Below are 13,711 nucleotides of genomic sequence, written 5' to 3'. Positions count from 1 at the left end.
TTACGGGTGCGAGATGTCGATACTGTCTGAACGATACCCGGCGGAATCGGGGTTTCGACACGTTTAACGTTCGCGCCCGAGCCGTTGTGAATGGTATGACAAAGGTAAGCGTAGTCGGCGCAGCCGGTACGGTCGGCGCAGCCGCAGGGTACAACATCGCGCTCCGTGACATCGCTGATGAAGTCGTCTTCGTGGACATCCCGGACAAGGAAGACGACACGGTCGGGCAGGCTGCCGACACGAACCACGGCATCGCCTACGATTCGAACACGCGCGTCCGGCAGGGCGGCTACGAGGACACCGCCGGCTCGGATGTCGTGGTCATCACGGCCGGGATTCCGCGCCAGCCGGGCCAGACACGCATCGACCTCGCGGGCGACAACGCGCCCATCATGGAGGACATCCAGTCCTCACTGGACGAGCACAACGACGACTACATCTCACTGACCACCTCGAACCCCGTCGACTTGCTCAACCGCCACCTCTACGAGGCCGGCGATCGTTCGCGCGAGCAGGTCATCGGCTTCGGCGGCCGTCTGGACTCCGCGCGGTTCCGCTACGTGCTGAGCGAGGAGTTCGACGCGCCGGTCCAGAACGTCGAAGGGACGATTCTCGGGGAGCACGGCGACGCACAGGTCCCCGTGTTCTCGAAGGTCCGCGTCGACGGGACCGACCCCGAGTTCAGCGACGACGAGAAGGAACAGCTGCTGGGCGACCTGCAGGAGTCCGCGATGGACGTCATCGAGCGCAAGGGCGCGACCGAGTGGGGGCCAGCCCGCGGTGTCGCGCACATGGTCGAAGCCATCCTCCACGACACCGGCGAGGTGCTGCCGGCCTCGGTCAAGCTAGAGGGCGAGTTCGGGCACGAGGACACCGCTTTCGGTGTCCCGGTCCGCCTCGGCAGTAACGGCGTCGAAGAGATCGTCGAGTGGGACCTCGACGACTACGAGCAGGACCTGATGGCCGACGCCGCCGAGAAGCTCTCCGACCAGTACGACAAAATCTCGTAACGGTCACAACCACCGAGTTTTGGGACGGCGGTCGTCCCGAGCTATTTTTTCGCCTCACTAGCGGTGTGAGAGACGTAGCTACGACTGCGAGTGGCGTTCACTGACGAACTGTGACCGTTATGCGGGTTCGTCCTGATCGTCAAGCAAATCGCTGTCGCGTCCGTCGTCGTCGATATCAGCACCGAGGAGTGACGCCCACTCTTCGAGGTGTGAATCCGATGTCGAGAGTTCTCGGTGGCTCATGGCGTTATCCGAAGCATCCACGGCATATTATATAATGGTTGTGCCCGCATTGAGACATAATGGTGTGTGCAGCGGTTCTACGGGGTAATCCGGGATTGGCGAATCAGGAAAAGCGTGGCAGTCAGTCGGAGCGGATAGTTTCCGGGACCTGAATAGAGTAGTGTCCGTCTTCCTGCAACGCGATGATATACTCCTCGCGGTCGTACAGTTCCATCAGGTTCAGCTCGTATTGGCCGGGTTCCAGCACCTTGATCGACTCGAACTGGTCGTTGAGTTCCGCGCGCAGTTCTTCCAAGTCAGGGCGGTCCTCTTGCTCCGGTTCCGCTGGTGGGTCGGGATCCGCGCCGACAGGGCAGAACTGGTGCTCAGAGTCAGACGCCGACGGGGCATCGGATGGGAGTTCATCCGGCTCGACGATATCGCCGCGAGCACTAGCCTGTGCCGAATCTTCAGACACAGACGTGCGGTCGGGTTCGGTCGACGGCGAGTCAGGAGTGTGGGATGGGTCACTCGGCCGTGAATCGGCCGACCGGTCGGCGTCGAGGCGCGACTGCTCAGCGGAGTGGTCCCCGTCCGCGGCGGAGCCACTGACGAAGTCACGTACCGATGCGGCGGTCTTGCCGACGGTCCGGGCGACAGTGCTGTCGGATCCCGGTGGTTCCGGCGGCTCCGCGTCCGGCGTCTCGGAGATGTCGGCCCCCTCGGGCTGATACTGGAACTTGTTCCCGCCGCAGTTGGGACAGCCCGAGAGCATCTCCTTCGACCCGTCGTCGAAGCCACGGCCACAGTCCGTACACTGGTGGGGCATTATTTCCGGGAGACGAGGGCGCTGATGAGCGTTTCGTCCTTGTGGAGCGTCTCTATCTGGTTCGCCGGCCCGATGACTGTCAGCTTCTGGGTCGACTGTTTGCCCATCAGTCGGTCGAGGATGCTGGCATCGGCGGCCTCAGACTTGGGGTAGGTCTCGATCTCGATGCCGTTGAACTCGTCGGGGCTGATCTCCGTCATCGTGACTTCGATCAGGCGGGACTCCTCGTCAGGGGAGAGTCCCTCTTCGAGGATGACGATGTTGCCGTCACGGACCCCGTCGAGAATCATTCGGATCTTCTCCATCGAGGCCAGCCCGGCCATGCGTTCGCCGCTGATGAGGTCGATTTGGACGCCGTCGTCTGGATCTTTGACTTCTGCCATTATATCACCCGAAGTACTCCGCGATTTTGTCGTAGACCTCGTCCATGTTATCTCCCTCAAGCGCCGACAGCGGAATTGTCTCGTGCTGTGGGTAGGCGTTTCGGATGCGCTGGACGGAAGACTCTTCGAGGTCGATCTTGTTTGCCAGAATCAACACCGGTAGGTCTTGGCTCTCGATGATGCCGATGAGCATGGTGTTGACCTGTGTGAACGGATCGGTCGCGGAGTCCAGCACGTAGATGACGCCGTCGACATCCTCCCGAAGCCAGTGCATCGCTTCGGCGACACCCTCCGTCGCTTCCCGCGAGCGACGGACAGCGTCGTCTTTCTCCATGTCGTGTTCGAGGAACTCGGTGTAGTCGACCTTCGTCGTCACGCCCGGCGTGTCGACGATATCGATTGTCACTTTCTTCCCGTCGCGTTCGATCTCGACGTTCTCCTTACGGCGGGCGCGTCGAGTCTCGTGGGGAACGTGACTCTCCGGGCCGACGGCGTCGCCAGTCCAGTCCCGTGCGATACGGTTCGCCAACGTGGTCTTGCCGGCGTTTGGCGGGCCGTAGATCCCGATACGCTTCGGATCTTCTTCCGAGAACAGCGTCGATGCCGCGCGTGAGATGCTATCTTTGAGGTTTGTTAACAATCCCATCCTATCCTCCCGCCGCCCGGAGTCGTCCGGTATGGCGGCTCTGCCCGTAAAAGATAGGCGAATTCACTTAAGCCTACGTCAGACATCAGTATTATTATTGATATGAGATAGAAGAGCATCGAATAGCGCGGACGAACGTGTGAACGCTGGGATGAGTACAGCTGGCGGGAGTTGTTCAGGTGGAACCCGATCTCTCGGCCCACCGACTCGGATTGTCGGCGACGAGCCTAGCCCCCCACCCCTTCGTTTCAACTGGAACCGTTCATCCCCGTGGGGAGGGGTGGGGAAATTGTCGGTCGAATCGGGAGCGGACCAACTGTTCAGATTACCGCGAACTGTGATTACACTAGCTAGAGCCGCCTAGACACTAGAAAACGACTACAGACCCCTTCTAGTTATTTGTTTTATCTAGTGCGGCTTTGGTTTATGAGATACTGTATTAAATCTTTCCTCTTACTAGAAGATAGCATCTGCATCCCCTCCCCCCACCCCCGGGCCTGTTTCCAGTTCCACCGGAAACGAAGGGGTGGGGGGGGGGTTGCCCGGTGCGGTCGATCTGCCCTGCCGGCTCCGTCCCTCCTTGTGGTATCCTCACCTATATTCACATAGCGTAGCAGCGCCCGGAACCGCACCACGCCTCCCTTTCCCTCCAGTCAGTCTCCTGCTGTATCGTATCCGACTTGCCTCGACGAGGCTGAAGCTACAGTTCTCTTTACCACAACGATACGCACCCGATAGAAACAATCAATGTACCAACATATATCTTTCATAGGTGGTGTACCGAAATATTTAATATCGACTCACGGTACGGTTCATGTGGTTCAACTGGACACACCGGAGAGCGCTGATGCTCACTAACGACGGTACTGACGCACTCCTCGCTCCCTCTGTTCCGGTGTCTCCAACTCTCTCCACACGAAACGAAGGGGATCCCCTCGACTATGACTGACGAAAGCGACAACTCGCCCCCGGAACCCGATTCGTCGACAACAGAGACGTCGAACGACGCTGACGGGTCCGACGGGCAACTCGACGTCAAAACGGAGTCCGGGACATCGACCGGGCCGTCCGATCTCGACGACGTTATTCTCGACAATCTCGATGCGGGGTCTGACGATCCCTCCGACGAGGCGTCCCGTGGCCTGTTCGACGATCTCCTCGAAGGGGAGCCGATATTCGAGAACAAAGAGGTGCTTCGTCCCTCGTACACGCCGCACAAACTCCCCCACCGCGAAGAGCAGATCAACAACATGGCGACTATCCTCGTTACCGCGTTGCGCGGTGACACGCCGTCGAACATCCTCATCTACGGCAAGACCGGAACGGGCAAGACCGCGTCGGCGAAGTTCGTCAGCGAGGAACTCGAAACGACCTCACAGAAATACGAGGTCCCTTGCGAGGTCGAATACATCAATTGCGAGGTGACTGATACCCAGTATCGAGTACTGGCTCAGTTGGCGAACAAATTCATCGACAAGAACGCTCAGCTCATCGACGACCGCGTCGCTGAACTCGAAGATCTTCAGTCACGGGCACGCGAGAACACGGCTGCACTCGAAGAGACGGCGTTTGACTCCATCGACGACATCGAAACCGAAATCGAATCGCTGGAAGCCGACAAGTCCGAGTTCGAGGAAGTCCCGATGACGGGGTGGCCGACAGACCGGGTCTACAGCTCCTTTTTCGACGCCGTCGACTACCACGAGCGCGTGGTCGTCATCATGCTCGACGAAATCGACAAGCTCGTCGAGAAAAGCGGCGACGACACCCTGTACAACCTCTCCCGGATGAACTCCGAACTGGAGAACTCCCGCGTCTCGATTATGGGTATCTCGAACGACCTGAAGTTCACTGACTTCCTCGACCCGCGGGTCAAATCCAGCCTCGGCGAGGAGGAGATCGTCTTCCCGCCCTACGACGCGAACCAGCTCCGGGACATCTTGCAGGCACGCTCGGACGTGGCGTTCAAAGGCGACGCGCTCACCGAGGATGTCATTCCGCTGTGTGCGGCCTTCGCCGCACAGGAACACGGGGACGCCCGTCGCGCGCTTGATCTCCTCCGGACGGCCGGCGAACTCGCCGAACGCGACCAGACGGACAACGTCCTCGAAGACCACGTCCGGCAGGCCCAAGAGAAGATCGAACTCGACCGCGTCGTGGAGGTCGTCCGGACACTCCCCACGCAGTCGAAGATCGTCCTCTTTGCCATCATCCTGCTGGAGAAAAACGGGGTCCACAACATCAACACCGGCGAGGTGTTCAACATCTACAAGAACCTCTGTGAGGAGATCGACGCCGACATCCTGACACAGCGCCGCGTCACCGACCTCATCTCGGAACTGGATATGCTCGGCATCGTCAACGCCGTCGTCGTCTCGAAGGGACGCTATGGCCGGACCAAAGAGATCTCGCTGTCGGTTCCAACCGAAGAGACGGAGGCGGTACTCCTGTCGGATTCGCGACTCGGCGATATCGACGACGTCCAGCCGTTCGTTCAGGCCCGGTTCGACAACTGAGCCGCGAACTGTGTCGACGGCGGATGGTATCTGCCGCTGCAGGTGAAACAGTCCTCCCAACGACCTATCCGGTCGCCGTCGTGTTCACGGCTGTCGACCCCGTTCCGTTCGTGGTCGCCACCGGCTCCGCCGCTCCGGCCTGATTCCACTGGAGTCGAACCTGCCCCAGCAGTGGGACTCGTACTTCCGCGGTGCCGACGACCCAGCCGGGTTTGACCGGTTCGCTGATGGGGTTGGAGCCAACCTGATCGTACCGGCCGTTGTTGTCGCCCTTGGTGATGAAGCCGGCGTGGTCGGCCGGACAGGAACTGAGATCATCACAGCTGTCCGCACTACCGATGTAGTCCTTGTTCGCTCGGTCGTACCAGTTCTCGCCCTCCGCAACCCACAGCATCGCTCGGTGGATGATTGGGGTTTGTCGACTGTTGCCGTCGGGTTCGTATACGATAACGTCGCCCGGACGCTGGAACTTCCGATAGCTGTCGTCGTTTGCTGCGGTGACGACGCCATCGTGGTCGCCCGGTCCGGAGAACCGCTCTTCTTCCATCACGAACACGAGGTCACCTTCCTTGATATGAGGGTCCATGCTGGGGCTTTCGATAGCGACAAGTGGGGGCCACACACCACTGACGGCGAACAGCAACACCCCGACAAGTAGGACTGAGCCGGCGCTACTGACGATATCGGTCACGTACATCATCCCTTCCGGTCCCTCGGTTTCGTCTCCATCCGACGACCGACGGTCTGGCCCGGCCATTCGTACCACGAATACTCGGAGGCGACCAATCAACTTTCTGTTGTTGGACCGAACGCTATCTTCCGGTTTGGTCAGCTCGCCGCCGGTACTGAAGTTTCTGCAGCCAGCACCGATACTGCTGTGTGCGATAGCTGTGCCGGCTGGACGCGAACGTATCCGAGACGTGGGATTCGAAAGGTCCCGGTTCCAATGACCCACTCCGGGCGGACAACGGTACTTGCTCCAGTGACCTGATCGTATCTAGTGTTGGTCACTTTGTTGTCCCCCTTCGTGATGAACCCAGCATGCGGTGCCGGACAGTTCCGAAGTTCGTCGCAACTGTCCGCGCTCCCGATGTACGTCTGATTCGCGCGGCCGTACCAGTTCTCGCCGGCATCGACCCACAGCATCGACCGGTGGATGATCGGCGTTCGCTGCTCGTTACCGTTGGGTTCGAAGACGATGACGTCCCCGGACTGCTGAAAGGTCCGATACCCGGTTTCTGCCCCGGCCGCTGCCGTTACAACGCCGTGACGGGTCTCCTGTCCCGAGAAGCGCTCCGCGTCCATGACGAACACCATATCGCCGGTGTCGATATGTGGCTCCATGCTCCCGCTCTCGATGGCGACGAGTGGGGGCCACACCCCACTGACGGCAAACAGGAACGCGCCGACAAGCAAAACCGCCCCGACGCTCGTGGCGATATCACGGACGTACAGCCCGAAACGAAACGCAGGGCCGGCCTCCACAGACTCCTCTGTCCTGTCTGGAGGCGTGCTGCTGGTGGATTCGTCCCGACCCATTCTATCTCGGATTGCCGACAGCGGCGTATCAATCTTGTGACGGCTGTCGGTTCGCTATCCTTTTGCCCGCAGACACTGAGTGTGGAACGTGCCTCTGGAGACGCCGGCACGAATCGTCAGCGAACTCGCAAGCCGCGGCTACAACGCCGAGCGCGAGGCAGTGACTCGGATCGCTGATACGCCGGATCCATCGGCGACGCTGGAACGCGCACTCGAAACCCTCCCCGATGAAGCGCTGAAGCTGACAACCGATCACGTCGAATCTGTGATTGAAGCGATAGAAGCAACCGAGAGCTCGCCGAATACCGAACCGGACTCCGGAAACGAAGCTATCGGCACTCCACCCCAATCACACCCCTCCGCTTCAACTGGAACGAGTGCAGTCACATCGACTGACTCGGAGGTGTCAGCTCCACCTGAAACGGGGGGGTCACGGGACGTGGACACATCCCTCCGAGCTATCGAGGTCGCAAACGACATGACCGGGCAGTCCACCGGGACCGGCGAGTACTCGGACTTCGTTGCGGTGTTTCGCGACCGCTATGAGAAACTGGCGGGCAAACTGCGCGGCAGAGTGAACCACCGGCCGACCGACGCCATCGAGAACATGGGCGGTGGCAGCGACGCTGCGCTTATCGGCATGGTCTCGGATATCCGTTCGACTGCCAGCGGGCACTGGCTGGTCGAGCTCGAAGACACGAACGGCACGTTCCCCTGTCTCGTGATGAAAGACCGGCCCATCGCCGATCTGGTCCAGCAGTTGCTCATGGACGAGATCATTGCTGTTGAGGGAACGCTGGCCGACGACGCCGGCATCCTGTTCGTGGACTCGCTGTACTTCCCGGATGTCCCGCGGACCCACAGCCCATCGACTGCTGACCGCCACGTGCAGGCGGCGCTCATCTCCGATGTCCACGTGGGTAGTCAGGAGTTCATGGAAGACGCTTGGCACCGGTTTACCGACTGGCTCCACACGCCCGAAGCCGAGAGCGTCGAGTACCTGCTCATCGCCGGCGATATGGTCGAGGGCGTCGGAATTTACCCCGAGCAGGACAAGGAACTGGATATCATCGATATCTACGACCAGTACCGCGCGTTCTCGGAGTATCTCAAAGAGGTGCCGGGAGACATGGAGATCCGGATGATTCCGGGAAACCACGACGCCGTTCGGCTGGCCGAGCCCCAGCCCGGGTTCGACGAGGAACTCCGGGACATCATGACTGCCCACGATGCACAGGTCCACTCCAATCCCTCGCTGGTCACCGTCGAGGGTGTCACAGTCCTGATGTATCACGGCGTCTCACTGGACGAGGTCATCGCCGAACTCCCCGACGAGGAAGCGAGCTACGAGGAACCACACAAGGCGATGTACCAGCTCCTGAAGAAGCGCCACGTCGCGCCACAGTACGGCGGCCACACCCGACTCGCTCCCGAGGACCGCGACTATCTCGTGATGGAGGAGGTCCCCGACGTGTTCCACACCGGCCACGTCCACAAGCTCGGCTGGGGCGAGTATCACAACGTCGTTGCACTGAACTCCGGGTGCTGGCAGGCCCAGACCGAGTTCCAGAAGAGCGTCAACATCGACCCCGACGCCGGTTTCGCGCCGATTCTGGATCTGGATACACTGGAGATGACGGTTCGGAAGTTTACCTAACCACCTTTTTCAGCGTCGCCTTTCCTCGCTCGCTTGGCTCGCTGCGGGAAGGCTCCTCGAAAAACGTGGGCGAAAAATGCCGGTCGCTCACTGGGTTCGCGACCGGTGAAACCGCTCGCCGCCGGCGAGCGGTATGCTACTACCCATTCACGCCGGCGGGCCTGCCCTTCCCCGGGTCGCTTCGGGTGCGACAGTCGTCGCACCACTTGCTCCCGGCCCGAATACTCGCCTACGTGTCCTTTCAGAAGTACGATAACGACTCTGAGGGCCTTCCAGCCCCGAATCGGTTTGGAAACGGCGCGAAGAATCACCGCTATCTCGTAGCAGTGGCGGGCCTGACCGGTGCAGTCGAAATTAAGGCCCGTCAGGTGAAAGTGAAGTGTATGAGTGACGACCAAGACCACGGATTCGAGACCGACGCCTTGCACGTTGGGCAGGAAGAGCCGGACGCCGAGACCCGCTCGCGCGCGCCGCCGCTGTACCAGACCACCTCCTACGTCTTCGAGGACGCTGAAGACGCCGCAAAGCAGTTCGCACTGGAGAAGCCGGGTCACATCTACTCGCGGCTGATGAACCCCACCGTCGGGATGTTGCAGGAACGGCTGGCGGCGCTGGAGGGCGGCGTCGGCGCGGTCGCCACGGCCTCCGGGATGGCGTCGCTGAACCTGGCGACGTTCCTGCTTGCCGACGTGGGCGACAACGTCGTCACGGCGTCGTCGCTGTACGGCGGGACCTACACCTACTACACCCACACCGCGCCGCGAAACGGCGTTGAAACCCGCTTCGTCGACACACTCGACTACGACGCCTACGCCGAGGCTATCGACGAAAACACGGCCTACGTCCACTGTGAGACCATCGGCAACCCGTCGCTTGTGACGCCCGACTTCGAACGGTTGGCCGAGATCGCACACGACCACGGTGTCCCCTTCTTTGTCGACAACACCTTCGCGACACCGTACCTCTGTAACCCGATTGAACACGGGGCTGACCTCGTCTGGAACTCGACGACGAAGTGGATTCACGGCCACGGCACCACCGTCGGCGGCGTTCTCGTCGACGGTGGCTCCTTCCCGTGGGAGGAACACGCCGACAAGTACCCGGAAATCGCCGGCGACAACCCCGCGTACCACGGCGTCAACTTCCGGGAGCGATTCGAGGACGCAGCCTTCACCTACGCCGCCATCGCCCGTGGCCTCCGTGATCTGGGCTGCCAGCAGTCGCCCTTCGACGCGTGGCAGACGATGCAGGGTCTGGAGACGCTGCCCGCGCGGATGGACCGTCACTGTGACAACGCAATGGGCGTCGCCGAGTTCCTCGCCGACCATCCCGAGGTCTCGTGGGTCACCTATCCCGGCCTCGAAGACCACGAGACCCACGACACCGCTAGCGAGTACCTCGACGGCGGCTACGGCGGCATGATAACGTTCGGCCTCGAAGCGGGCTACGACGCCGCCCGAACGACTGTCGAATCGACAGAGATCGCCTCACTGCTTGCCAACGTCGGCGACGCAAAGACGCTCATTATCCACCCGGCCTCGACCACCCACCAACAACTCACCGACGAGGAAAAGGCCGCTGCCGGCGTCACCGACGACATGGTCCGACTCTCCGTCGGCACCGAGTCCGTCGAAGATATCAAAGCCGACCTCGACCAAGCTATCGGTCAGGCAACGAACTAACCAAAGATACGGTATTCTCTGAGGTATATCTGGACGATCGTACCAACACTCTGCAACAATTCAGCCATTCATTAGGTTTATTACGGGAGAGGATTATGTATTCAATGAACCGTCGCCGGTAGCGAGCACGCGTCGGTTCACGCTCAACCATACTCTGTCATTGGTCCGACAACGAATGCTCGCATCCGTGGGGAGCGTGCCTCTCCCCGTTTCCGTTTTCTCTCCTGCCAACAGGTCCACACAGTATCGACAACGAGCAGCGAAAACGAAGACTGCGCTACAGGATTTCTTCGGCTTCCAGCAGTTCGTACAGTTCGTTCATCGTCTCGACTGACGTGTCACACGACGGCGCGACGGCCGGTTTCGGATCGAAGCCGATAGCCAGATTCGCGACTTCGAGCATCGGCAGGTCGTTGGCCCCATCGCCGACGGCGACCGTTGTGTCCCGGTCCTCTCCGGTGACGGCGGTCACGACCTCCATCGCGTCGTCTTTGGTTCCGGAGATGAGCGGCCCGCGGACTTCTCCCGTGAGTTTCCCGTCTTCAACAGGCAGTCGGTTGGCAACGATAGCGTCGACCTCAACGCCGTCTGTTTCGAGTGCAGCCTCGACGCCGCGCTCGAACCCACCGGTGAGGATAGCCACGTAGACGCCGGCATCCCGAAGGGCCTCGATGACTTCGGCCGCGCCGGGTCGCAGGGCCACCTCGTCGAAGGCCGTCTGTGCCTGCTCATCAGCGAGGCCTTCGAGGAGCGCACACCGCTGGCGAAGGCTCTCGGCGTATTCGATTTCGTTGTTCATCGCACGCTCGGTAATATCGGCCATGTCCTCAGCCGTCCCGTTCTGGCTTCCCAGCAGGACCGTCATCTCCGAGTCGGAGAGCGTCCCGTCGAAGTCGAAGGCAACTAGCATTGCCCCCGAGTTTCGTGTGGAGGGTTTCAAAACATCCGGTTTCCGGTCGGTCACCGTTTTTGGCCGGACTACAACGCTACGGCTTCGGCGGCGGCCCGTCGTACGCGTCCATATCCTGATAGAAGTTCAGCATCGCGAACTTGAGTTTCTCTGGGCCGATATCTACCATCTCGCGGCGTTCCTCCGTCGGGAACGTCCCGCGGACGGCGTAGTCGTGCATCTCCATCTCAGCGGCCTCCGTGTAGCGTTTGTCCAGCAGGATTCGCGCGCCGAAGTCGTCGGGCGACCGGACCACGCGCCCGAGGGCCTGTCTGGTCTTGCGAACTGTCGGAATTTCGACGGCGTAGCGCCAGCCGGCGTCGCCCTCGTCGTCGCCGAAGGCCACGTCGTAGGCGTCTTGGACGGCGTCCATGCGGTCGTCGAGGTGAGGGTAGGGGACGCCGACGACCACGACGGTCCGGGCGTCGTCGCCGTCGTAGCTCACGCCCTCCCCCAGCGTCCCCCACAGCGAGGTGTAGAGGACGCCGTCATCGCCGTTTGTGAAGGCTTCGCGGAGGTCACGCGCCTGCGTTCCCGGTTCGTCTAGGTACCGCGTCGCGCTCACGGCGGTCATGTCGTGGTAGCGCTCGGCCTCGCTGTAAGACGGGCAGAACACGAGCGTATTTCCGGGCGTGAAGCGCACGATGTCTTCGAGCGTGCGCGCGATGCGTTGCTGGGTCTGGGGGTCGTCGCGTTCGCTGGAAAACAGCGCAGGGCCGTCGACGGCGTAGGTCCGGCGGCGCTCCTCGGGGAACTGCGCGCCGTAGGCCATCGTCACCGCGTCCTCGACGCCGACGACGTTCTCGGTCACGTCGAAGGGCCGGAGCGTGGCGCTCATCAGCACTGCCGCGTGCAGGTCCTCGAACAGGTCACGGGTGACTTCCTCGGGGATGCAGGTGTACAGTTCCGCGCGGCCATACACGTCGTCCGTCGATTCGTCACGGCGGACGCTGACCACGGGATACTGGCCGGTGTCGTCCGATTCCTCGAGCCAGTCGGAAATGAAACCGGCGGCCTGCAGGGTCTGACACTCCTTTCTGGTGTCTAGTTCACCTTGCTTGAACGCCTCCTGATAGCGGGCGTCGAGGTCCCGGCCGAGTTCCAGCGCGCGGTCCAGTTCCTCGTGGAAGCCGGGGCCGGTGTACCCTTGGAGGAAGGCGAGCGTCAGGTCGTCTTTTCGGTCGTCGTTGGCGATGGTGATGTCGTCCCAGTGTTCGTCGACGGCCGCGCGACCACCGAACTCGAAGGCGTCCTCGTAGGCCTCGATGAGGGCGTCCCGGAACGTTTCGATGACGTTGGCCGCGGCGTCGGTCCGGGCGTCCTCCTCGTTGTCGAGTTCCTCTAGGGCCTGATCGAGCGTGTTCTCGGTCAGCGTGCGCCGGGCGTGGTCCCGGGCCGCGGACTCGACGTTGTGGGCTTCGTCGAAGACAGCGATGATGTCCTCGGGGTCGCGGCCGATCCAGTGGAAGAACTGCTCGCGGATGGTCGGGTCCAGCAGGTGGTGATAGTTACAGACGACGAGGTCGACGCCGTCCATCCCCTCCTTGAGCAGCTCGTAACCACACAGCCCCTGCTCGTGGGCGTACTCGTACACGTCGTCGGGCGTCCGAACGTCGTCGAACAGCCACGCGTAGAACTCGCTGGTGTCGACGGTGAGGTTCCGGTAGTAGTGGTCGCAGGTCGACCGTTCTGTCTCGATTTCCTCCCGTTCGTCCTGTAGGTCCCGGAGTTCCTCGACGACGGCGTTGCGGGCCTCCATCGCCTCGCTGCTGCCAGCCTGCCCGTCAGAAAGGAGTTCCCCCTCGCGCTGTTCCAGTTCGGCGATGTCGCTCTCGACCTCGACCAGATCACGGGTCGTGTCCCGCAGCGCCTGACACTCCTCGTAGTCCACGTCGATGTGACACATCGATCCTTTCCCCCGGAAGACGACCGCTCGCAGTCGCTCTTGGTCGGTAATCGCTCTGGCATCCTCGACGAACTGGCGCATCTGTTGATGGACGTTCGTCGTGATAACGACGGTTTTGCCGGTCTCGCGGGCGTGTTCCAGCGCTGGAACCAACGACGCGAGCGTCTTCCCGGTCCCACAGGCCCCTTCGAACAGCACGTCATGCCCCTCTTCGAGCGCGTCGTATATCGTTCCCATCGCCTCCTGCTGATGGTCGTACGGCTCCTCGAAGGGGAAAAACCGCATGTAGCCGTCGTCTGTCGTTGCCACGTGCGCTGATTGGCCGTTCACCGGCAAAAGGGTTCGCCCACAGCTACTTGCCGCGAGCGCCCC

At 61.4% G+C, this 13,711-nt stretch carries 12 protein-coding genes; 4 read left to right on the top strand and 8 right to left on the bottom strand.

Annotation, left to right across the window (positions count from 1 at the left end):
* Positions 1-95: 95 nt before the first annotated feature.
* Positions 96-1,010 carry a malate dehydrogenase gene (gene mdh / locus Har1129_RS14840; protein WP_005536799.1) on the top strand — a complete coding sequence of 305 codons (915 nt, stop codon included), beginning with the start codon at positions 96-98 and terminating at the stop codon, positions 1,008-1,010.
* Between the two features lie 117 nt (positions 1,011-1,127).
* Here the strand turns inward: mdh and Har1129_RS21225 are convergent, their stop codons facing one another.
* The 4 genes from Har1129_RS21225 to Har1129_RS14825 all read right to left on the bottom strand — a co-directional run bounded on the left by Har1129_RS21225 (position 1,128) and on the right by Har1129_RS14825 (position 3,090).
* Complete coding sequence (locus tag Har1129_RS21225) at positions 1,128-1,253, bottom strand: hypothetical protein (protein ID WP_255359479.1); 126 nt, start codon at positions 1,251-1,253, stop codon at positions 1,128-1,130.
* Positions 1,254-1,374: 121 nt separating this feature from the next.
* Complete coding sequence (locus Har1129_RS14835) at positions 1,375-2,061, bottom strand: Zn-ribbon containing protein (protein WP_151101356.1); 687 nt, start codon at positions 2,059-2,061, stop codon at positions 1,375-1,377.
* Positions 2,061-2,444, bottom strand: coding sequence for a DUF2073 domain-containing protein (locus tag Har1129_RS14830; RefSeq protein ID WP_004517591.1), 384 nt, complete (start codon positions 2,442-2,444; stop codon positions 2,061-2,063). Before Har1129_RS14830 ends, Har1129_RS14835 begins: the two co-directional genes overlap by 1 nt.
* 4 nt (positions 2,445-2,448) lie before the next feature.
* A complete protein-coding gene (locus Har1129_RS14825; RefSeq protein ID WP_004590329.1) occupies positions 2,449-3,090 on the bottom strand; it encodes an Era-like GTP-binding protein in 642 nt (213 codons plus the stop codon).
* Positions 3,091-4,031: 941 nt separating this feature from the next.
* Between Har1129_RS14825 and Har1129_RS14820 the strand changes: the two genes are divergently transcribed.
* On the top strand, positions 4,032-5,606 hold the full coding sequence (locus Har1129_RS14820) for a Cdc6/Cdc18 family protein (RefSeq protein WP_151101355.1): 1,575 nt from the start codon (positions 4,032-4,034) through the stop codon (positions 5,604-5,606).
* 64 nt (positions 5,607-5,670) lie between these two features.
* Here the strand turns inward: Har1129_RS14820 and Har1129_RS14815 are convergent, their stop codons facing one another.
* Positions 5,671-6,306, bottom strand: a complete 636-nt coding sequence (locus Har1129_RS14815) for a S26 family signal peptidase (protein ID WP_151102166.1) — start codon at positions 6,304-6,306, stop codon at positions 5,671-5,673.
* A gap of 128 nt (positions 6,307-6,434) precedes the next feature.
* The gene (locus Har1129_RS14810) at positions 6,435-7,145 is read right to left on the bottom strand and encodes a S26 family signal peptidase (protein ID WP_151101354.1); all 711 of its coding nucleotides are present in this window, start codon (positions 7,143-7,145) and stop codon (positions 6,435-6,437) included.
* Positions 7,146-7,233: 88 nt separating this feature from the next.
* Here Har1129_RS14810 and Har1129_RS14805 point away from each other — a divergent pair, with 88 nt between their 5' ends.
* Both Har1129_RS14805 and Har1129_RS14800 read left to right on the top strand, forming a co-directional pair.
* Positions 7,234-8,802, top strand: a complete 1,569-nt coding sequence (locus Har1129_RS14805) for a DNA-directed DNA polymerase II small subunit (protein ID WP_151101353.1) — start codon at positions 7,234-7,236, stop codon at positions 8,800-8,802.
* A 383-nt stretch (positions 8,803-9,185) separates the two neighbouring features.
* Positions 9,186-10,484 carry an O-acetylhomoserine aminocarboxypropyltransferase/cysteine synthase family protein gene (locus tag Har1129_RS14800; RefSeq protein ID WP_008307183.1) on the top strand — a complete coding sequence of 433 codons (1,299 nt, stop codon included), beginning with the start codon at positions 9,186-9,188 and terminating at the stop codon, positions 10,482-10,484.
* A gap of 277 nt (positions 10,485-10,761) precedes the next feature.
* On the opposite strand, the gene serB is transcribed toward Har1129_RS14800, so the two are convergent.
* Positions 10,762-11,394, bottom strand: a complete 633-nt coding sequence (gene serB, locus Har1129_RS14795; protein WP_151101352.1) for a phosphoserine phosphatase SerB — start codon at positions 11,392-11,394, stop codon at positions 10,762-10,764.
* Between the two features lie 76 nt (positions 11,395-11,470).
* Positions 11,471-13,648 (bottom strand): ATP-dependent DNA helicase, encoded by a 2,178-nt coding sequence (locus Har1129_RS14790; RefSeq protein ID WP_151101351.1) that lies wholly within the window; start codon positions 13,646-13,648, stop codon positions 11,471-11,473.
* Positions 13,649-13,711: the final 63 nt, after the last annotated feature.

Origin of the sequence: Haloarcula sp. CBA1129, assembly GCF_008729015.1 — an archaeon.
Taxonomy (GTDB): Archaea; Halobacteriota; Halobacteria; order Halobacteriales; family Haloarculaceae; genus Haloarcula.
Note: the sequence above shows the minus strand (reverse complement) of the source record. Positions and strands in the feature narration are given on the sequence as shown.